The sequence below is a fragment of the Streptomyces sp. ISL-98 genome (assembly GCF_018614055.1).
Lineage (GTDB): Bacteria > Actinomycetota > Actinomycetes > Streptomycetales > Streptomycetaceae > Streptomyces > Streptomyces spiramyceticus.
Genome location: NZ_JAGGPB010000001.1, coordinates 315,334 through 334,974 on the forward strand (window position 1 = coordinate 315,334; position 19,641 = coordinate 334,974).

A 19,641-nucleotide genomic window follows, 5' to 3' on the forward strand; every position below is an offset into this window, starting at 1 on the left:
AACGAACCGGGGAGGCACCAGCGTGCCTCCCCGGTCCAGGTCCACCCATTCGGGCTACACCGTTCAGTTGTTCCCGCGACCCCCGCGTACGCCTTCGGCCAGCTCCGCCGCGAGCGCCCGCACGGCTTCGAGACCGGCGGCCTCGTCCGGTGCGTCCAGCAGGCGCTGGACGAAGGCCGAGCCGACGATCACGCCGTCCGCGAAGGCGGCGACCTCTTTGGCCTGTACGGCGTTGGAAACGCCGAGCCCGACGCACACCGGCAGTCCGGTCGTCGCACGCGTCCTGCGCACCAGGTCCTGCGCCTGCTCGCCGACCGACTCGCGGGTGCCTGTTACGCCCATCAGCGACGCGGCGTAGACGAAGCCCGAGCCCGCCGCCGTAATCGTGGCGAGCCGCTCGTCCTTGCTGCTCGGCGCGACCACGAAGACCGTGGCCAGGCCGTGCTTCTGGGCGTGCTCACGCCACAGCGCCGACTCCTGCACCGGCAGGTCGGGCAGGATGCAGCCCGCCCCGCCCGCCTCCGCCAGCTCCGCGGTGAAGCGCTCGACGCCGTACCGGTCGATCGGGTTCCAGTACGTCATGACGAGCACCGGCGCACCGGTCGCCTCGTACGCCTCACGGACCGTGCGCATCACGTCGGCGATCTTCACGCCGCCGCGCAGCGCGATGTCGTCGGCGGTCTGGATGACCGGGCCGTCGAGCACCGGGTCGCTGTGCGGCAGCCCGATCTCGACGACGTCGGCGCCGCCCGCCAGGACCGCCTTCACGGCTTCGATGCCGCCGTCCACGGTCGGGAATCCGGCCGGGAGGTAGGCGATGAGGGCGGACCGGTCCTCGGACTTGGCCCGCTCCAGGGTGTCGCTCAGCAGCTGAATGTTCCCGCTCACTTGGTGTCCCTCTGGATCTCGGCGGCGCCGTTGGTGGCGGAGGCGTCGGCCTCGACCGCGGCGTCGGTGTCGTACAGGCCGAAGTAGCGGGCGGCCGTGTCCATGTCCTTGTCGCCGCGCCCGGACAGGTTGACCAGGATCAGCCCGTCCTTGCCCAGTTCCTTGCCGACCTCCAGCGCACCGGCGAGCGCGTGCGCGCTCTCGATGGCCGGGATGATGCCCTCGGTGCGGGACAGGAGCAGCAGCGCCTGCATCGCCGCGTCGTCCGTCACGGCGCGGTATTCCGCGCGCTGGCTGTCCTTGAGGTACGCGTGCTCGGGGCCGATGCCCGGGTAGTCGAGGCCCGCCGAGATCGAGTAGGGCTCGGTGATCTGGCCCTCCTCGTCCTGGAGGACGTACGACCGCGAGCCGTGCAGGATGCCGGGCTCGCCCGCGGACAGGGTGGCCGCGTGCTCGCCGGTCTCGATGCCGTGCCCGGCGGGCTCGCAGCCGATGAGGCGTACGTCCGCGTCCGGGATGAAGGCGTGGAAGAGACCGATGGCGTTGGACCCGCCGCCGACGCAGGCGACCGCCGCGTCGGGCAGCCGTCCCGTGCGCTCCAGGATCTGGCGCCGTGCCTCGACACCGATGACCCGGTGGAAGTCGCGGACCATGGCGGGGAAGGGGTGCGGGCCGGCGACCGTGCCGAAGAGGTAGTGCGTACGGTCGACATTGGCGACCCAGTCGCGGAACGCCTCGTTGATGGCGTCCTTCAGGGTGCGGCTGCCGGACTTCACGGCGACGACCTCGGCGCCGAGCATCCGCATCCGGGCGACGTTGAGCGCCTGGCGCTCGGTGTCGATCTCGCCCATGTAGATGGTGCATTCGAGGCCGAAGAGGGCGCACGCGGTGGCGGTGGCGACACCGTGCTGGCCGGCGCCGGTCTCCGCGATCACGCGCGTCTTGCCCATGCGCTTGGTGAGCAGCGCCTGGCCGAGCACATTGTTGATCTTGTGCGAGCCGGTGTGGTTGAGGTCTTCGCGCTTGAGGAAGACCCGTGCCCCGCCCGCGTGTTCGGCGAACCGGGACACCTCGGTGAGGGAGCTCGGGCGGCCCGTGTAATTGACCATCAGGTCGTTCAGTTCGGCCGCGAAGGCCGGGTCGCTCTTGGCCTTGTCGTACTCGACCGCGACCTCGTCGACCGCGGCGACCAGCGCCTCGGGAATGAACTTGCCGCCGAACGCGCCGAAGTAGCCCTCGGTGCTGGGTACTTGACCGTCCGGGTCCGGGATGAAGAAGTCGGAAGACATCCGGGTACTCCTCAGGAGGGGCTGACGCCCCATTAAGAATCAACGGGTGGACTTCACCGTGTGCGCCGCGCGCGCAGAGCCGCAGCGGTACGCATTTCGGGCGTACCGGGGCATGGCAGTGCTACAGGGCGCCCTTTGCGCGCCATCGCATGCCGTTGATCTGGCCGGGCTCGGAGCCGATGTGGTACCGCACCCGCCGTCCCAGCACCCGCCGCGCCGGAGCCCTGCACCCACGCGGACGGCACCCGCGCGCCAGCGGCGCATGCGGGTCGCGCGTCGGCGCACCGGACAGGCTCAGAGCCTGCCGGGTGAGTGCGGCGGTGCGGCGGAGTGGGGTCATGTCGGCGGGGTCAGCTCCGTCCGTGCCGCAGCGCCGGGTGGGCGCCCGCGGCGACCAGGTCGGCGACGGCGGCCTTCGGGTCGCGTCCGGTGACCAGGGACTCCCCCACGAGCACCGCGTCGGCGCCCGCGTTGGCGTACGCGATGAGGTCGTGCGGGCCGCGGACGCCGGACTCGGCGACCGTGACGATGCCTGCGGGGACCTCGGGGGCGACGCGCTCGAACGTGCCGCGGTCGACCTTGAGCGTCTTGAGGTTGCGCGCGTTGATTCCGATGATCTTCGCGCCGGCCTCGACCGCGCGCTCGACCTCTTCCTCGTCGTGCGCCTCGACCAGCGGCGTGAGCCCGATGGACTCGGCCCGCTCGATCAGGGAGACCAGGGCCTCCTGCTCCAGGGCGGCCACGATCAGCAGCGCCAGGTCGGCGCCGTACGCCCGCGCCTCCCACAGCTGGTAGGCCGTGACGATGAAGTCCTTGCGCAGCACCGGAATGTCGACCTTGGCGCGTACGGCCTCGAGGTCGGCCAGCGAGCCGCCGAAGCGGCGCTGCTCTGTCAGTACGGAGATGACGGCCGCGCCGCCCGCTTCGTAGTCGGCGGCGAGCCCTGCGGGATCCGCGATCGCGGCAAGCGCGCCCTTCGACGGGCTGGAGCGCTTGACCTCGCAAATGACCTTGACGCCGTCGCCGCGCAGTGCGGCGACTCCGTCCTTGGCCTGCGGCGCCTTGGCCGCGCGGTCCTTGAGCTCGTCGAGGCTGACGCGTTCCTGCCGCTCTGCGAGGTCGGCGAGGACGCCTTCGATGATCTCGTCGAGCACACTCACGCGAGCGGCCCCCTTCCGGGACTGTGATGGTGGACCAGGATCAGCCATTACCGATGTTATCCGCAGGAGGCCTCAGGTCTCGCATCGAGCTGACCTCTGTCCCACTACCTGGGACTTTACGGCGCCAGGGCCGAGCCGAACGGCAAATTCCGGATAACGCTGAAGATCGCCGCCACGGCGCCGATGCTCCACCAGTACACGGGCCTGAGAGTGATCCTCATCGGGATCCCCTTGGTGGCGCGCACGACCCAGACGGCCCACAGCACGGCGAAGACCCCGTAGCCGACGACGGCCATGGCGTTGGCCCCCAGTGCGGCGGCCAGATCACCGGTGGCGACACCGTGCGCGCTGCGCAGTCCGCCGCAGCCCGGGCAGTAGATCCCGGTGATCTGGAGCAGCGGGCAGACCGGGTAGTGGCCCGGCTCGTTGGGGTCGACCGCTCCGACGTACGCGAAGGCCGCGGCGACGCCCGCCAGCGTGGCCACCGGTGCGGCGAGCCGCCTGGCAAGCGGCGCCCCGGCGGGTGTGACCGGGGGCGGCGGCGGGGCGGGGGCAGGAGAAGGCAAGGCGTCCACGGGCCGATTGTCCACGCTCATGAAGAAAGGCGCAGCCCTGTTCGGGCTGCGCCTCAACATCCAGGCCGGCGAAGGGCCGGCCAGGGGCTCAGTGGGCCTGCAGCTGCCCGGCCTCCGCGCGCGCCCGGCGCAGCTCCTCGGACTCCTTCGGCATGCCGAGACCCGCGGCGTTCATGGCCATACCGACAACACCACCGAGCAGTACGACCGCGCAACCGGCCCAGAAGCCGAGCGGTTCGGCCAGGACCATGAAGGCGCCCGCGATGCAGAAACCGATGAAGGAGATGGTGACACCGGTCCAGGCGGCCGGGGTGTGTCCGTGGCTGTTGCCCGCCATGTGCTGCTCCTCGTTGCTGTTGCTCTGTGGTGGTCGTACGTCGTTGCCCATTGTCCCGTACCCGGCCAGGTGCTCCGAGTCGGGGGTCACCCGTCGCGCGTCGGGTCCTCACCCCGGTCCAGGGCCTTCCAGAGGTCCTCGGGCCGGTCCGGGTCAGGGGCGGCGGCCGCCTTGCGGGGGCGGGGGGTGCCGTCGCGCTCGTAACGGCCGGACATGGCGGGCCAGGTCCGGCCGTACCGCAGGGCGAGGAGCCCGGCGATCAGGAGCAGCAGGCCGCCGACGGCGGTCACGTACGGCCAGGCGGTGTGGGTCAGCGACTCAGCCGTCGCGGCGGTGTCGCCGGTCATCTCGGCCGCCTTCTCGTCGAGCGCGCCGCTGTCCGAGGCGCCCAGGAAGGCCGTGGCGGCGGCGCCCGCGCCGCTCAGTGCGAGCAGCACGGAGACCAGCAGTCTGCCGCCGCTGCGGACGGCGAAGACGGCGACGAGCGCGGCGAGGCCGACAATGGCCAGCGCGGCGGGGGCGCCTGTGACGTCCCGCCCCTCGGCGTCGAGCGGCAGCGTGCCGCCCCCGACGGCAGCCGCACCCTCGGCCCAGGTCTGTCCCGAGGCGAGGAGCACGACGGCGGCGCCGAGGGCACCGAGCAGCAGGGCGGCGGCGAGACTGCGGCGGCCGGCCGAAGCGGCGGGCCCTGCCTGGCCGTCGCTTCGCGGAATCGGAAGGGGTACGGGGGATGCGGCACTCACGTGTCCCACTATCCCTTACGTCCCGTTCGCGGTCAGAGGCGGTTCGCCGTGTGCACCGCGCGCAGCACCGCGGCCGCCTTGTTGCGGCACTCGGTGTCCTCGGCGACGGGGTCGGAGTCGGCCACCACACCAGCCCCGGCCTGCACGTATGCCGTGCCGTCGCGCAGCAGGGCGGTACGGATGGCGATGGCGGTGTCCGAGTCGCCCGCGAAGTCGAGATAGCCGACACAGCCGCCGTACAGCCCGCGCCGGGAGGGTTCGAGCTCCTCGATGATCTGCATCGCGCGCGGCTTCGGGGCTCCGGAGAGGGTCCCGGCCGGGAAGCAGGCGGTCAGCACGTCGAAGGCGGTCCGTCCCTGCGCGACCCGCCCGGTCACGGTCGAGACGATGTGCATGACGTGCGAATAGCGCTCGACGGACATGAAATCGACGACCTCGACGCTGCCCGGCTCGCAGACCCTGCCCAGGTCGTTGCGGCCGAGGTCGACGAGCATCAGGTGCTCGGCTCGCTCCTTGGGGTCGGCGAGCAGCTCGTCGGCCAGTGCCTGGTCCTCCTGCGGCGTCGCGCCACGGTGCCGGGTGCCCGCGATGGGGTGCACCATCGCGCGCCCGTCCTCGACCTTGACCAGCGCCTCGGGGCTGGAGCCGACGACGTCGAAGCCGTCGAAGCGGAAGAGGTACATGTACGGGGAGGGGTTGGTGGCGCGCAGGACCCGGTAGACGTCCAGTGCGCTCGCCGTGCAGGGCGTCTCGAAGCGCTGGGACGGTACGACCTGGAAGGCCTCGCCCGCGCGGATGCGCTCCTTGATGTCGACCACGGCGTCCTGGTAGGCCTCGCCGCCCCACAGCGCGGTGTACGGCGGCAGTTCGGACGGGGGCAGGGCGGCGGGCGCGGTCGGCACGGGACGGCTGAGGTCGGCTTCCATGGCGTCGAGCCGGGCGACGGCGTCCGCGTAGGCCTCGTCGACGCCGGTGTCGAGGTCGTTGTGGTTGATCGCGTTGGCGATCAGCAGGACGGTGCCGTCCCAGTGGTCGAGTACGGCGAGGTCCGAGGTGAGGAGCATGGTCAGCTCGGGGAGCCTGAGGTCGTCGCGGCCCTGCTCGCCGATCTTCTCCAGGCGGCGCACGATGTCGTACCCGAGATAGCCGACCATGCCGCCGGTGAAGGGCGGCAGGCCGCGCGCGAGGTCGTGCGGGGTGTGCAGCGTCTCGATGGTGACGCGCAGTGCGTCCAGCGGGTCACCGCCCACCGGTACGCCGACGGGCGGCGTACCGAGCCAGTGCGCCTGGCCGTCGCGCGCGGTCAGGGTGGCGGCGCTGCGTACACCGACGAAGGAATACCGGGACCAGGAGCGGCCGTTCTCGGCGGACTCCAGGAGGAACGTGCCGGTCCGCTCGGCGGCGAGCTTGCGGTAGAGGCCGACGGGGGTGTCGCCGTCCGCGAGCAGCTTGCGGCTGACGGGGATGACACGCCGGTCTACGGCCAGCTTGCGGAAGGTCTCGATATCCATGGCCGGTGACCTTACTTCGCGAGTGGGAGGAGTACGCCGGAGTCGAAACAGGTGCGGTCGCCCGTGTGGCAGGCGGCGCCGACCTGGTCGACCTGGACGAGGACCGTGTCGGCGTCGCAGTCCAGAGCGACGGACTTGACGTGCTGGAAGTGCCCGGAGGTGTCGCCCTTGACCCAGTACTCCTGGCGGCTGCGCGACCAGTACGTGCAGCGGCCCGTGGTGAGGGTCCGGTGGAGCGCCTCGTCGTCCATCCAGCCGAGCATCAGCACCTCGCCGGTGTCGTACTGCTGGGCGATGGCCGGGACCAGGCCGTCGGGGCTCCGCTTGAGGCGGGCGGCGACGGCGGGGTCGAGGTTGCTTGAGCGGGGCGTACTGGTCATGTCCGCCATTGTGCCGCGCTCGGGGCGCCGGGCATTCGACCGGTCCGGCCGTTGGACGCGCGGCGCCGTGGCCGTGGCGGGGGTTGCGGTCGTACGCTGGCCGTCATGTCGACCCATGCCAAGCGTGAACGGCTCCTCCTCGCCGACCTGCTGGAGGCTGCCGGACCCGATGCCCCGACGCTGTGCGACGGCTGGAGCACCCGTGAACTCGCCGCCCATGTGGTGGTCCGCGAGCGCCGCCCGGACGCTGCGGGCGGGATAGTGCTGGGGGTGCTGAAGAGCCGGCTGGAGCGGGTGCAGGCGGAGTTCGCCGCCAAGCCGTACGAGGAGCTGATCCAGCTCATTCGTACGGGGCCGCCGCGGATGTCTCCGTACGCCCTGAAGCAGCTCGACGAGGCCGCCAACACCGTGGAGTTCTACGTCCACGCGGAGGACGTGCGGCGGGCGCAGCCGGACTGGACGCCGCGCGAGCTCGACGCGGTCTTCGCCAATGTGCTGTGGTCGCGGATCGAGAAGGTCGCGCGGCTGCTGGGCCGGAAGTCGCCGGTGGGCGTGGTACTGCGGCGGCCCGACGGGCAGACGGCGGTGGCTCACCGGGGGACACCGGTGGTGACGGTTACCGGGGAGCCGGGGGAGCTGGTTCTTTTCGCCTTCGGGCGGCAGGACGCGGCGAAGGTGGAGCTGGAGGGGGACGAGGCGGCGATCGCGCGCCTGGCCGAGGTCAAGCTCGGTATTGCCATGTGACCGGCGAGTTTCTCGAACGCCGGAGGGGCTGATCTTTCAGCCCCTCCGGCGTTCGAGGCCCGCGGCGGAGCCGCACATGTCACAGCGGGAAGGGGCGGGCAGGGGAATCCCTACCGCACCGGGTGGCCCGCCTCGCGCAGTGTGTCCTTGACCTGGGAGATGCGCAGGTCGCCGAAGTGGAAGACCGACGCCGCGAGCACCGCATCCGCCCCCGCCTCGATCGCCGGCGGGAAGTGTTCGAGGCGCCCCGCGCCGCCGGACGCGATCACGGGCACCGTGACGTGCTTGCGTACCGCCGCGATCATCTCGGTGTCGTAGCCGTCCTTCGTACCGTCCGCGTCCATCGAGTTGAGCAGGATCTCCCCCGCGCCCAGTTCGGCCGCGCGGTGCGCCCACTCGACGGCGTCGATGCCGGCGGACTTGCGGCCGCCGTGCGTGGTGACCTCGAAGGACCCGGACTCGGTACGGCGGGCGTCGACCGAAAGCACCAGCACCTGGCGCCCGAAGCGCTCCGCGATCTCGCGGATCAGATCGGGGCGGGCGATCGCCGCGGTGTTGACGCCGACCTTGTCCGCGCCGGCCCGCAGCAGCTTGTCGACGTCCTCGGTGGTGCGTACGCCGCCGCCGACCGTCAGCGGGATGAAGACCTGCTCGGCGGTGCGGCGCACCACGTCGTAGGTGGTCTCCCGGTTGCCGGACGAGGCGGTGATGTCCAGGAACGTCAGCTCGTCGGCGCCCTCGGCGTCGTACAGCTTGGCCATCTCGACGGGGTCGCCCGCGTCGCGGAGGTTCTGGAAGTTGACACCCTTGACGACCCGGCCGTTGTCCACGTCCAGGCAGGGGATCACTCGGACCGCGAGAGTCATGACGTCACGTCTCCCCGATAGGCCTCGACCTCTACCTCGACCACCAGGCGGGGGTCGACGAAGCCGGAGACGATGAGCATGGACGAGGCGGGGCGTGCGGCGTCGAACAGCTCCTTGTGGGCGCGGCCGACCTCCTCCACGTCCCGGGCGTGGGTGATGTACATCCGCGTACGCACCACGTGCTCGCTGCCGAGGCCGAGCTGCTTCAGCGCGCCGATGGCGACGTTGAAGGAGTTGACCGCCTGCTCGTAGGGGCCGCCGTCGGCGAGGTGACCGTCGATCATCGACGTGCAGCCGGCGACCAGGACCAGGCCGTTGGGCAGCTCCACGGCGCGGGAGTAACCGAAGGTCTCCTCCCACGGGGCTCCGGTGCTCACCCGGCGTACGGAGTCGGTCATGAAGCCACCGCCGCGAGCGCCTCTTCCAGCGTGAACGCCTTCGCGTACAGCGCCTTTCCGACGATCGCGCCCTCCACGCCCTGCGGGACGAGCGCTGCGATGGCGCGCAGGTCGTCGAGGGAGGAGACGCCGCCGGAGGCGACGACGGGCTTGTCGGTCGCGGCGCAGACGTTCTTCAGGAGCTCCAGGTTGGGGCCCTGGAGGGTGCCGTCCTTGGCGATGTCGGTGACGACGTAACGGGCGCAGCCCTCGGAGTCGAGGCGGGCGAGCGTCTCGTAGAGGTCGCCGCCGTCGCGGGTCCAGCCGCGGCCGCGCAGGGTCGTGCCCCGTACGTCCAGGCCGACCGCGATCTTGTCGCCGTACTCGGCGATGACCTTGGCGACCCACTCGGGGGTCTCCAGCGCGGCCGTACCGAGGTTGACGCGGGTGCAGCCGGTGGCGAGGGCGGCGGCGAGCGAGGCGTCGTCGCGGATGCCGCCGGACAGCTCGACCTTGATGTCCATGGAGCGGGCGACCTCGGCGATCTGCGCGCGGTTGTCGCCGGTGCCGAAGGCCGCGTCGAGGTCGACGAGGTGCAGCCACTCGGCGCCCGCCTGCTGCCAGGTGAGGGCGGCCTGGAGGGGATCGCCGTACGACGTCTCCGAGCCGGACTCGCCATGGACGAGGCGGACGGCCTGGCCGTCGCGGACGTCGACGGCGGGGAGCAGTTCGAGCGTGTGGGACATCAGAGGGTTCCGATCCAGTTGGTCAGCAGCTGGGCTCCGGCGTCGCCGGACTTCTCGGGGTGGAACTGGGTCGCCCACAGCGCACCGTTCTCGACGGCGGCCACGAAGCGCTCGCCGTGCGTGGACCAAGTGACGTGCGGGGCACGGATCTTGGCGTTGGTGACTTCCAGGCTCCAGTCGTGCACGGCGTACGAGTGCACGAAGTAGTAGCGCGCTTCGGCGTCGAGTCCGGCGAAGAGCTCGCTGTCCTCGGGGGCTTCGACGGTGTTCCAGCCCATGTGCGGGACGACCGGTGCCTTGAGCGGGCCGACCGTGCCGGGCCACTCGTCGAGGCCTTCGGTCTCCACGCCGTGCTCGATGCCGCGCTCGAAGAGGATCTGCATGCCCACGCAGATGCCCATGACCGGGCGGCCGCCGGAGAGCCTGCGGCCGACGATCCAGTCGCCGCGCGCCTCGCGCAGCCCCTTCATGCAGGCGGAGAAGGCCCCGACGCCGGGGACCAGCAGTCCGTCGGCGTTCATGGCCTTGTCGTAGTCGCGGGTGATCTCGACGTCCGCGCCGACACGGGCGAGGGCCCGCTCGGCGGAACGGACGTTGCCGAAGCCGTAGTCGAAGACGACGACCTTCTTCTGTGCGCTCATGCCCAGAGTCCTTGAATTCGCATGACACCGGCGACCAGGCACATCACGGCGCCGATACCGAGCAGCGCGATCACGCCCTTGGGCAGCTGCTGCTTCCAGAAGGAGTACACACCGCCGAGCAGGAAGAGTCCGACGACGATCAGGATGGTGGAGAGGCCTGTCACAGTGCGCCCTTGGTCGAGGGAAGAATGCCGGCGGCGCGCGGGTCGTGCTCCGATGCGTACCGCAGGGCCCTGGCGAGGGCCTTGAACTGGCACTCCACGATGTGGTGCGCGTTGCGTCCGTACGGGACGTGCACGTGCAGGGCGATCTGGGCCTGGGCGACGAAGGACTCCAGGATGTGCCGGGTCATCGTCGTGTCGTACTCGCCGATCATCGGCGCCATGTTCTCCGGCTCGGTGTGTACGAGGTACGGGCGCCCGGAGAGGTCGACGGTGACCTGGGCGAGCGACTCGTCCAGCGGGACCGTGCAGTTGCCGAAGCGGTAGATGCCGACCTTGTCGCCGAGCGCCTGCTTGAAGGCGCCGCCGAGCGCGAGGGCGGTGTCCTCGATCGTGTGGTGCGAGTCGATGTGCAGGTCGCCGTCGGTCTTCACGGTGAGGTCGAAGAGGCCGTGGCGGCCGAGCTGGTCGAGCATGTGGTCGTAGAAGCCGACGCCTGTCGACACATCGACCTTGCCGGTGCCGTCGAGGTTGATCTCGACGACGACCGAAGTCTCCTTGGTGGTGCGCTCGACGCGCCCTACGCGGCTCATGAGCTGTGCTCCTTCGGGGGTGTGGGGGTGTCCCCCACATAACTCAGTAGTGCGCGAACCGCATCCAGGAACGCGTCGTTCTCTTCGGGCGTGCCTGCGGTGACCCGCAGCCAGCCCGGTACGCCGTTGTCACGGACCAGGACGCCCTGGTCGAGGATCTTCTGCCACGCCTCGTGAGAGCCTGCCGCGCCGTCGAAGCGGCCGAACTGGACGAAGTTGGCGTCCGATTCGGTGACCTCGAAGCCGATCGCGCGCAGCTCGCTGACCAGGCGGTCCCGCTCGGTCTTGAGCTGCTCCACGTACCCGAGCAGCGTATCGGTGTGTTCGAGCGCGGCGAGCGCGGTGGCCTGGGTGACGGACGACAGGTGGTACGGCAGGCGCACCAGCTGTACGGCGTCGACCACCGCGGGGTCCGCGGCGAGGTAGCCGAGGCGCAGGCCCGCGGCGCCGAAGGCCTTGGACATGGTGCGGGAGAGCACCATGTTCGGCCGGCCCTCGATCAGCGGCAGGAGGGAGGGGTGGTGGCTGAATTCGGCGTACGCCTCGTCGACGACGACCAGGGACGGCTTGGCCGCCTGGGCCGCTTCGTACAGCGCGAGGACGGTGTCCGAGCCGACCGCCGTGCCCGTGGGGTTGTTGGGGGAGGTGATGAAGACGACGTCGGGGCGGTGCTCGGCGATGGCCTTCTCGGCCGCCGTGACGTCGATCGTGAAGTCCTCGTTGCGCGGCCCGGAGATCCAGCCGGTGCCGGTGCCGCGCGAGATGAGGGCGTGCATCGAGTACGACGGCTCGAAGCCGATGGCGGTGCGGCCGGGACCGCCGAAGGTCTGGAGCAGCTGCTGGAGGACCTCGTTGGAGCCGTTGGCCGCCCAGACGTTGGCGACGCCGACCTCGTACCCGGCGGTGCGGGTGAGGTAGCGGGCCAGCTCGGTGCGCAGCTCGATGGCGTCCCGGTCGGGGTAGCGGTTGAGCTCGCGGGCGGCGTCGCGGACGCGCTCGGCGATGCGGTCGACGAGCGCGTCGGGGAGCGGGTACGGGTTCTCGTTGGTGTTGAGGCGTACGGCCACGTCCAGCTGGGGGGCGCCGTAGGGGGACTTGCCGCGGAGCTCGTCGCGGATGGGGAGGTCGTCGATGCGGGTCATTGCGTCGGCACCTTCCATCCACTGTGCTGGTCCAGTTCGCCTTCGGCAAAACGCGCCTTGAGCGCAGCCCCGTGCGCCGGGAGGTCCTCCGCCTCCGCCAGCGTCACCACGTGGTGCGTGACGTCTGCGAGGGCTTCGCGCGTGTAGTCCACGATGTGGATGCCGCGCAGGAAGGACTGGACGGACAGGCCCGAGGAGTGGCAGGCGCAGCCGCCGGTCGGCAGGACGTGGTTCGAGCCGGCGCAGTAGTCGCCGAGCGAGACCGGGGCGTACGGGCCGACGAAGATCGCGCCCGCGTTGCGCACCCGCCTGGCGAGCGCGGCGGCATCGGCGGTCTGGATCTCCAGGTGCTCGGCGCCGTACGCGTTGACGACCTTGAGGCCCTCTTCCATGCCGTCGACGAGGACGATGGAGGACTGCTTGCCCGCGAGCGCCGGAATGATCCGGTCCGCGCTGTGCTTGGTGGCCTCGACCTGCGGTCCGAGTTCCTTCTCGACCGCGTCCGCGAGTTCCTCGGAGTCGGTGACCAGGACGGCGGCGGCCAGCGGGTCGTGCTCGGCCTGGCTGATCAGGTCGGCGGCGACGTGCGCCGGGTCCGCGGTGTCGTCGGCGAGGACCGCGATCTCGGTCGGGCCGGCCTCGGTGTCGATGCCGATCAGGCCGGTGAAGTAGCGCTTGGCCGCGGCGACCCAGATGTTGCCGGGGCCCGTGACCATGTTGACCGGCGCGCACTCGTCCGTCCCGTACGCGAACATCGCGACGGCGGTCGCACCGCCGGCGGCGTACACCTCGTCGATGCCGAGCAGTGCGCAGGCGGCCAGGATCGTCGGGTGCGGCAGGCCGCCGAACTCGTTCTGCGCGGGGGAGGCGAGGGCGATCGACTCGACGCCGGCCTCCTGCGCCGGGACCACGTTCATGATCACGGAGGACGGGTAGACGGACCGGCCGCCGGGCGCGTACAGCCCCACCCGCTCGACCGGCACCCACCGCTCGGTGACCGAGCCGCCGGGCACGACCTGGGTGGTGTGCTCGCTGCGGCGCTGCTCGCGGTGGACGATCCGCGCACGGCGGATCGACTCCTCCAGGGCAGCCCTGACCTGGGGGTCGAGCTGTTCCAGGGCGCTGCTCAGCGCCTCGGCAGGCACCCGGACCCGCTCAAGCGTCACGCCGTCGAATTTCTCCGCGTACTCGATCAGCGCGGCCGTGCCCCGATGATGTACGTCCTCGCAGATGGGACGCACCTTTTCCAGGGCGGCCTGTACGTCGAAGTCGGCACGGGGCAGCAGGTCGCGCAGGTCGGCGCCCTCGGGGAGGGCATCGCCGCGCAGATCGATTCGGGAGATCACGCGTCAATTCTCTCAGACCCCATCCGGCCGTCGAGCGCCCGTATCACTGGCTGATACACGCCCCACCGGTCATTCCTCACCACTAGCGTTCAGCCCGTCACCCAGAGGGAAGAACTGCTGTACGAATCGGCGAAAGGGGCGGCCTTGACCGAGCCGCAGCAAGACGTCGAAGCGCCCGGCTGGCTCAGTGCAGCGGAGCTGGGCATGTGGCAGGCGTTCCGCAACGGAAGTACCTACGATCTTCGCACCCGCAATCCCGTCCTCGACGATCCCATGTCCACCAGACCCTGGGCTCCCGAGCGCACCGTGCGCGCCCGCGTCGTGGCGCTGCTGCTGCTGAGCGGGCCGCCCGCGCTGGCCGGGCGTGTCGCCGCGCTCAAGCTCAACGGCGTACAGATCACCGGCACCCTCAAGCTCGCCGGCGGCCGTGTCGAGCCGTACGTCGAACTGAACAACTGCCGTTTCGAGAAGGAGGTGTTGTTGCCGGAGTGCCGCTTCGTGACGCTGCGCATGGTGGGCTGCGCCATCCCCCGCCTCGAAGCCGCCCGGCTGCAGACCGAGGGCGACCTGCATCTGCCGCGTTGTCAGGTCCCTGGCGGCATCCGGCTCACCGACGCGCAGATCGGCACGGACCTGCTGATCAACCAGATCGTGGTCCACCAGGACCGCATCGGCCGCTCGATAGCCGCCGACGGGCTGTCCGTCGCGCAGGACCTGCAGGCCGAAATGATCGAATCGCACGGCGAGTTCAGCATGCGCGGAGCGACCGTCGGAGTCTCGCTGAGCCTGCGCGGCAGCCGGCTGCGCGGCCCGTACGGCGTGGAGGGACGGCGCGCGCTGAACGCCCCGCAGCTCACCGTGGGGCGGACGCTCTACCTGACGCCGGCCGGGATCAGCCCCCGCGGCCTCGGCCCGGGCACCACCCCGCCGTACGGCATCGGGAACACTCCGGTGCGCGGCACCCGCGTCCAGCGGTTCGAGTGCGACGGCGGGATCCGGCTGGACGACGGGCGGTTCGGCGACGCGGTGGACCTGGGCAGCGCGAGGTTCATGATGTCGCTGGGGCAGGAGGTGTCGCTGCGCCGGATCCAGACACCCGAGCTGCGGTTCCTCGGCGAGCGGCCCGAGCAGGGGAAGTTCGTGCTGTCCGGCGCGAAGGTGGGCAACCTCGTCGACAAGGCGGACAGCTGGCCGGGCCCGGGCGGACTGACCATGGACGGCTTCGGCTACGAGAAGCTCGTACCGCGCGGGCCGTTCCCGCTGTCCCGGCGGCTTGCGTGGGTGACGGCCGCGACCCCGGAGTACGCCCCCGAGCCGTACGAACGTCTCGCCACCGTCCTGCGCGGCAGCGGCGAGGACGCCGACGCCCGCGAAGTACTGCTCGCCAAGCACCGCAGGCGCCGCGAGACGCTGCCCCTCGCCGGGAAGCTGTGGGGCGTCATCCAGGACTGGACGGTGGCGTACGGCTACCGGCCCGGGCGGGCGGCGGTGTGGATGACCGTGCTGTGGGCGGCGGGGGCGGTGGCCTTCTCCCGGCTCGACCCGGCCGCCATCAAGCCGGAGGAGCATCCGAAGTGGAACGCGTCCCTCTTCGCCCTGGACCTGCTGCTGCCGGTGATCAACCTGGGGCAGGACGGGTACTGGCGCCTGGAGAGCGCCTGGCAATGGGCGGCGGCCGCGCTGATCCTGCTCGGCTGGGTGCTGGCCACGACGGTCGCGGCGGGGGCGTCACGGCTGCTGCGGCGGGGATGACGCGGGGGGCGGGTCCCGGGGCTCGCCCCCCGCCTCACGTGCCGGATTTGCATCACTTCTTTACCGCCCCTTGACTTACTGGCGCACAACCTTTCAGGCCGATGCGAAAGTTTCACAGCCACCTCTTGGCACGCCCCCCACCTGCGGCTTTCAATGGTCCGCACCATGCCATTCCTCCGCGCACTGATCAGCACCGCGCGCATGATCCGCCACACCCCCGAGCTCGCCGCCGGCCTTGTCGCCGACGACGAAGTGCTGCTCGACGTCCCCGACGAGCGGCTGGGTCCGACGCTCGTCGCCGCCGCCATCGGCGACTACGGCCCCGCGGCGAAGCTCCTCGCCACGACCCGCGAGGCCGCCGAGTGGGAGAACCGCGACCGGTACACCACGCGCCTCGCCACCTTCGCGCACAGCCGCCAGGACTGGCTCGACGACTGGCTCGCCGTCGCCCCGCGCGACCCCGACGCCCTGCTGGTCAAGGCCGAGCTCGCGGTGAGCCGGGCCTGGGCGTCACCGGCCAGGGCCGAGCGGCTGCGCGAGGTCGGCCCGCTCATCGACGCGGCCGCCGATGGCGCTCCGCGCGACCCGGTGCCGTGGCGCATCGCCCTCGACCATGCGCGCGGTACGCATACCTCGCACACCGCCTTCGAGGAGCTGTGGGGGGAGGCGGTGGCGCGTTCCTCGCACCACTACGGCTGCCATGTCTCGGCCCTCCAGTACCTCTCCGCCCAGTGGTACGGCTCACACCGCGAGTGCTTCGACTTCGCCGAACAGGCCGCGGAGGACGCGCTTCCGGGATCGCTGGTGCAGGCGCTGCCCGTACGCGCGGCCTTCGCCCACCTGCTGAGCGGTGACAGCACGGTGATCCCGCACGAGCGCGTCGATGCCGCCGCCGACCTCGCGATCGTGCTCTCCGCCGAATACGAGGCGGGCGACCCGTGGCCGGCCGAGGTGCGCAATCTCCTGACGTACGTCCTGGTCACGCGGGGGCGCTGGGCCGATGCGCTGGAACAGTTCCGGCTGATCGGGCCCTACGCGACGTCGTTCCCCTGGACGTACCTGAGTGACGACGCGCTTGGCCAGTTTCTGGAGTTGCGCGACGGCGCGAGAATCCAGGTCGCCTCCGCAATGCCTTTGCGGCCTTTGCGCAGGACGGCCCGTCGTATCGGCTCCGACGGCCATTACGCTTGAGCGCTGTGACCACCGCTCGCCTTCCCCTCTTCCCGCTGAACTCGGTGCTTTTCCCCGGACTCGTGCTGCCGCTGAACATCTTCGAGGAGCGTTATCGCGCCATGATGCGCGACCTGTCGAAGGCCTCGGAGTCGGCCGACTCCGCAGACCCGGCCGGCGCCGACGGCTCCTCCGACGCGTCCGCGGACGATCCGCGCCGCTTCGTGGTGGTCGCCATCCGCGACGGCCGCGAGGTCGCGCCCACCGCCCCCGGCATGCCGGACGCCACGAGCATGACCGAGCGCGGCCCCGCCGCGGGCTTCGGCTCCGACCCCATCCAGGCCTTCCACCGGGTCGGGTGCATCGCGGACGCGGCGACGATCCGCGAGCTCGAGAACGGCAGTTACGAGGTCCTGGCCACCGGCACGAAGCGGGTGAAGCTGCTCTCGGTCGACGCGAGCGGCCCGTACCTCACCGCCGAGGTGGAGGAGCTGCCCGAGGAGCCGGGCGACAGCGCGGGCGCGCTCGCCGAGGGCGTACTGCGGGCCTTCCGCAGCTACCAGAAGCGGCTCGCGGGGGCGCGGGAGCGCTCGCTGACAACAGGCGCGGAGCTGCCGGACGAGCCGTCCGTGGTGTCGTACCTGGTCGCGGCCGCGACGGTACTGGACATCCCGGCGAAGCAGCGCCTGCTGCAGGCCCCCGACACGGCGACGCGGCTGCGCGAGGAGCTAAAACTCCTGCGCGCCGAGACGGCCGTCATCCGCCACCTCCCCTCACTCCCCGCCGTCGAACTGACCCGGGACCCCACCAGCCCCAACTGACCGGAGGCAGAGCCCCAGTGGCCAAGAAGAAGCACCCGTCCGCAGGCACGCCCGCAACGGTCGCGCTGACCGCGACGGGGACGGCGTACACCCTCCACGCGTACGAGCACGACCCGGCGGTCCCGTCGTACGGCGAGGAGGCCGCCGAGGCCCTGGGCGTCACACCGGACCGCGTCTTCAAGACCCTGGTGGCCGACGTCGACGGCAGTCTCACGGTGGCGGTGGTCCCGGTGGCGGGCTCGCTGGACCTCAAGGCACTGGCGGCGGCGGTCGGCGGAAAGCGGGCGACGATGGCGGACCCGGCGGCGGCGGAACGCACCACGGGCTACGTCAGGGGCGGCATCTCCCCGCTGGGCCAGCGCAAGAAGCTCCGTACGGTCCTCGACGCGTCGGCCTCGTCGCACGAGACGGTGTGCATCTCGGCGGGCCGCCGGGGCCTGGAGGTCGAACTGGCGCCTGCGGACCTGGCAACGCTCACGGAAGCGGTAATCGCCCCGATCGGGCGCGCGTAGCGTCTCGACGGGGGCGGGTCCTCGGGCGCGAGGCGGCGTACGAATTCTTTCCCCACCCCGCCCGTCCCGCTGTGACACTTTGCGGCTGCCGCCGCCTGGGGGGGGGCTCCGCCCCAGACCCCGCTCCTCAAGCGTGGGTCTGGGGGCTTGCCCCCAGTTCGGGAAGGGGCGGGGTGGGGAAAAAGACCCCACCCACGTCAAGGCATACGGTCCCCGGCCCCCGGCCCCGCCCCAGGACCAGGCCCCGCGTCGGGACCAGGCGCACCCGCCGCAGGGCCGGGCGGCGGCCCGTACGCCGGCACCCCCCAATGCGGCGACTCCGGCTCCGGATCCCGCGCCCCGAACAGCGCCGTAAGCGCCAGATGAACCAGCAGCGCAGCCAGCGGCCACGCCAGCAGCGCACCCTTCGCACCGAGTTCGAGCGGCGCGTCGAAGGTGACCCCCTCGCCGACCTCCCGCGCATGCGCGACCACGTCGTCCGTAGGGCCGAACCAGACGCCGATACCCCACGCCAGCAGCGAGCCGAACAGCCCGCCCAGCGCGAGTCCCACCACCAGCGGGATCCCCCCGCGCCGGTTGAACCAGAAGGCCAGGGCCGCACTCACGGCGCCAAAGGCCAGAGCCAGCAGCGCGAACGTGCTGTCCGCGCCCACCGCCTCCTCACCCTCGGTGTCCTTGAGGAAGACCGCCTTGTCGGTGGAGACCAGCGGAACGTTCGGCGCCAGCCACAGCCACAGCAGCCCCAGGGCCACACCCATGACCGTCGACGCCAGGACGACCACGGAGGCCCTGACCACCTCCATCGACAGACTGGTGTCGTCGTCCACAGCGGGATAGGGCGAACCCGCAGGGTCGGAGTGGGCGTGGGAAACGGCCCCGGCGTCGGACTTCTGCCAGGGGTCGTTCGGCGGCTGCCGGTGAGGCGGCGTCAGAGGAGCAGTCACCCTGCCATCGTGCCAGGCCCACCCGCCCCACGCCTCACCGGACTGCTGCCGGGCCTGCGCCGGACCGCCGGCGGACCTGCACCGGGCCCCTAGCGGACCGCGGCCCGCCGGTACGCCCACGTGGCGACGGCCAGCGAGACGACGCCGACGGCAGCGCAGACAGCAAGGTTGAGCGCGACGGCGAGCCAGTCCGGCTGCGCGTCGAAGGTCCTGGCGAAGGCCTCGACTCCGTACGTCGACGGCAGCAGATCACGCACGTACGAAATCGGCCCGGGCAGCCGCTCCGCCGGCAGCACGCCCAGCAGCAGCGCAGCGGACATCCCCAACTGGCCGAGCAAGGTTGCCAGTTCCTGCCGGGGCGCGAGCAGCCCGAGTGCCGCTCCGAGCCCCGCGAGCGCGGCCCCGGCCAGCGGGATCACCGCGAGCAGGACCCACAGATGTGTGAGCGGCAGCTGGAAGAGGGTGCAGCCGATGACGGCCGTGACGAATGTGCCGGGCACGGTGAAGGAGGCGTAGGCGGCAGCCGCGCCCAGCACCACCGCGGCGGGCGGGACCGGCAGGGTGGCGTAGTGGTCGAGCCCGCCGCTCGACCGCATCTGCCCGAAGTACTGGGCGAGCAGATTCAGCGCGACGAAGGCCACGACAAGCACGCTCGACCCGGCGACGACCGCCCGCGCCTCGCCGCCCCCGTCGACGACTCCGCGCATCAGAACCATGATCCCGACGGACTGGAAGGTCGCCACGAAGAGCAGCGGGATACGAGCCACCCGCGCCCGGGACAACTGCGCCCGGTAGACGGCGGCGAGCGACGGCAGCAGCCGGGCACGCGGAGCGAGAGGCCCGGGCCCCTCGCAAGCACCAGCCACGGGAACGGGTCCCGTACCGGTGGCGGTACTGCCACCCATACCGGCACCAGCACCGGTCACAGACCAGGGCGCCGCCC

At 71.4% G+C, this 19,641-nt stretch carries 24 protein-coding genes; 5 read left to right on the plus strand and 19 right to left on the minus strand.

What is annotated here, in order from left to right:
* Window positions 1–63: 63 nt before the first annotated feature.
* The 9 genes from trpA to hisI all read right to left on the minus strand — a co-directional run bounded on the left by trpA (window position 64) and on the right by hisI (window position 6,883).
* Window positions 64–888, minus strand: coding sequence for a tryptophan synthase subunit alpha (gene trpA / locus J7I98_RS01430; protein ID WP_214914808.1), 825 nt, complete (start codon window positions 886–888; stop codon window positions 64–66).
* Window positions 885–2,177, minus strand: coding sequence for a tryptophan synthase subunit beta (trpB, locus tag J7I98_RS01435; RefSeq protein ID WP_214914811.1), 1,293 nt, complete (start codon window positions 2,175–2,177; stop codon window positions 885–887). Before trpB ends, trpA begins: the two co-directional genes overlap by 4 nt.
* Before the next feature lie 121 nt (window positions 2,178–2,298).
* Window positions 2,299–2,517, minus strand: a complete 219-nt coding sequence (trpM, locus tag J7I98_RS01440; RefSeq protein ID WP_251019926.1) for a tryptophan biosynthesis modulator TrpM — start codon at window positions 2,515–2,517, stop codon at window positions 2,299–2,301.
* A 10-nt stretch (window positions 2,518–2,527) separates the two neighbouring features.
* Window positions 2,528–3,337, minus strand: coding sequence for an indole-3-glycerol phosphate synthase TrpC (gene trpC, locus J7I98_RS01445; RefSeq protein ID WP_214914815.1), 810 nt, complete (start codon window positions 3,335–3,337; stop codon window positions 2,528–2,530).
* A gap of 116 nt (window positions 3,338–3,453) precedes the next feature.
* Window positions 3,454–3,933, minus strand: coding sequence for a DUF2752 domain-containing protein (locus J7I98_RS01450; RefSeq protein WP_214914817.1), 480 nt, complete (start codon window positions 3,931–3,933; stop codon window positions 3,454–3,456).
* 67 nt (window positions 3,934–4,000) lie between these two features.
* Complete coding sequence (locus tag J7I98_RS01455) at window positions 4,001–4,249, minus strand: HGxxPAAW family protein (protein WP_214915653.1); 249 nt, start codon at window positions 4,247–4,249, stop codon at window positions 4,001–4,003.
* 86 nt (window positions 4,250–4,335) lie between these two features.
* A complete protein-coding gene (locus J7I98_RS01460; protein ID WP_214914819.1) occupies window positions 4,336–4,992 on the minus strand; it encodes a TIGR02234 family membrane protein in 657 nt (218 codons plus the stop codon).
* Window positions 4,993–5,024: 32 nt separating this feature from the next.
* Entirely contained in the window at window positions 5,025–6,503 is a 1,479-nt protein-coding gene (locus J7I98_RS01465; protein ID WP_214914824.1) for an anthranilate synthase component I, read from the minus strand.
* A gap of 11 nt (window positions 6,504–6,514) precedes the next feature.
* Entirely contained in the window at window positions 6,515–6,883 is a 369-nt protein-coding gene (gene hisI, locus J7I98_RS01470; RefSeq protein ID WP_251019927.1) for a phosphoribosyl-AMP cyclohydrolase, read from the minus strand.
* 105 nt (window positions 6,884–6,988) lie between these two features.
* Between hisI and J7I98_RS01475 the strand changes: the two genes are divergently transcribed.
* A complete protein-coding gene (locus tag J7I98_RS01475) occupies window positions 6,989–7,627 on the plus strand; it encodes a TIGR03085 family metal-binding protein (protein ID WP_214914826.1) in 639 nt (212 codons plus the stop codon).
* Between the two features lie 110 nt (window positions 7,628–7,737).
* On the opposite strand, the gene hisF is transcribed toward J7I98_RS01475, so the two are convergent.
* Genes hisF through hisD form a run of 8 tightly spaced genes read right to left on the minus strand, consistent with a single transcriptional unit; the run spans window position 7,738 to window position 13,499 of the window.
* Window positions 7,738–8,493, minus strand: a complete 756-nt coding sequence (gene hisF / locus J7I98_RS01480) for an imidazole glycerol phosphate synthase subunit HisF (protein WP_214914829.1) — start codon at window positions 8,491–8,493, stop codon at window positions 7,738–7,740.
* Complete coding sequence (locus tag J7I98_RS01485; RefSeq protein WP_214914834.1) at window positions 8,490–8,891, minus strand: RidA family protein; 402 nt, start codon at window positions 8,889–8,891, stop codon at window positions 8,490–8,492. Before J7I98_RS01485 ends, hisF begins: the two co-directional genes overlap by 4 nt.
* Window positions 8,888–9,616 (minus strand): bifunctional 1-(5-phosphoribosyl)-5-((5-phosphoribosylamino)methylideneamino)imidazole-4-carboxamide isomerase/phosphoribosylanthranilate isomerase PriA, encoded by a 729-nt coding sequence (gene priA, locus J7I98_RS01490; protein WP_214914835.1) that lies wholly within the window; start codon window positions 9,614–9,616, stop codon window positions 8,888–8,890. Before priA ends, J7I98_RS01485 begins: the two co-directional genes overlap by 4 nt.
* The gene (hisH, locus tag J7I98_RS01495) at window positions 9,616–10,257 is read right to left on the minus strand and encodes an imidazole glycerol phosphate synthase subunit HisH (RefSeq protein WP_214914837.1); all 642 of its coding nucleotides are present in this window, start codon (window positions 10,255–10,257) and stop codon (window positions 9,616–9,618) included. Before hisH ends, priA begins: the two co-directional genes overlap by 1 nt.
* Window positions 10,254–10,421, minus strand: a complete 168-nt coding sequence (locus tag J7I98_RS01500) for a hypothetical protein (protein ID WP_214914840.1) — start codon at window positions 10,419–10,421, stop codon at window positions 10,254–10,256. Before J7I98_RS01500 ends, hisH begins: the two co-directional genes overlap by 4 nt.
* Window positions 10,418–11,011 carry an imidazoleglycerol-phosphate dehydratase HisB gene (hisB, locus tag J7I98_RS01505; RefSeq protein WP_214914843.1) on the minus strand — a complete coding sequence of 198 codons (594 nt, stop codon included), beginning with the start codon at window positions 11,009–11,011 and terminating at the stop codon, window positions 10,418–10,420. The genes J7I98_RS01500 and hisB overlap by 4 nt, the downstream gene beginning before the upstream one ends.
* Window positions 11,008–12,153, minus strand: a complete 1,146-nt coding sequence (locus tag J7I98_RS01510; protein WP_214914845.1) for a histidinol-phosphate transaminase — start codon at window positions 12,151–12,153, stop codon at window positions 11,008–11,010. The genes hisB and J7I98_RS01510 overlap by 4 nt, the downstream gene beginning before the upstream one ends.
* Window positions 12,150–13,499 (minus strand): histidinol dehydrogenase, encoded by a 1,350-nt coding sequence (gene hisD, locus J7I98_RS01515; RefSeq protein ID WP_214914848.1) that lies wholly within the window; start codon window positions 13,497–13,499, stop codon window positions 12,150–12,152. Before hisD ends, J7I98_RS01510 begins: the two co-directional genes overlap by 4 nt.
* A gap of 204 nt (window positions 13,500–13,703) precedes the next feature.
* On the opposite strand from hisD, the gene J7I98_RS01520 reads away from it, so the two are divergent.
* From J7I98_RS01520 to ybaK, 4 genes are all read left to right on the plus strand, one after another.
* Window positions 13,704–15,251: an oxidoreductase gene (locus J7I98_RS01520; protein WP_374225058.1), complete on the plus strand. Its 1,548-nt coding sequence runs from the start codon at window positions 13,704–13,706 to the stop codon at window positions 15,249–15,251.
* A gap of 153 nt (window positions 15,252–15,404) precedes the next feature.
* Window positions 15,405–16,442, plus strand: coding sequence for a hypothetical protein (locus J7I98_RS01525; RefSeq protein WP_214914854.1), 1,038 nt, complete (start codon window positions 15,405–15,407; stop codon window positions 16,440–16,442).
* 5 nt (window positions 16,443–16,447) lie between these two features.
* A complete protein-coding gene (locus tag J7I98_RS01530; RefSeq protein ID WP_214914857.1) occupies window positions 16,448–17,242 on the plus strand; it encodes an LON peptidase substrate-binding domain-containing protein in 795 nt (264 codons plus the stop codon).
* 17 nt (window positions 17,243–17,259) lie between these two features.
* On the plus strand, window positions 17,260–17,754 hold the full coding sequence (gene ybaK, locus J7I98_RS01535) for a Cys-tRNA(Pro) deacylase (protein WP_214914859.1): 495 nt from the start codon (window positions 17,260–17,262) through the stop codon (window positions 17,752–17,754).
* A 197-nt stretch (window positions 17,755–17,951) separates the two neighbouring features.
* Here the strand turns inward: ybaK and J7I98_RS01540 are convergent, their stop codons facing one another.
* Both J7I98_RS01540 and J7I98_RS01545 read right to left on the minus strand, forming a co-directional pair.
* Window positions 17,952–18,698, minus strand: coding sequence for an ABC transporter permease (locus J7I98_RS01540; protein ID WP_214914862.1), 747 nt, complete (start codon window positions 18,696–18,698; stop codon window positions 17,952–17,954).
* 89 nt (window positions 18,699–18,787) lie between these two features.
* Window positions 18,788–19,603 (minus strand): ABC transporter permease, encoded by an 816-nt coding sequence (locus tag J7I98_RS01545; RefSeq protein ID WP_251019929.1) that lies wholly within the window; start codon window positions 19,601–19,603, stop codon window positions 18,788–18,790.
* Window positions 19,604–19,641 lie beyond the last annotated feature (38 nt).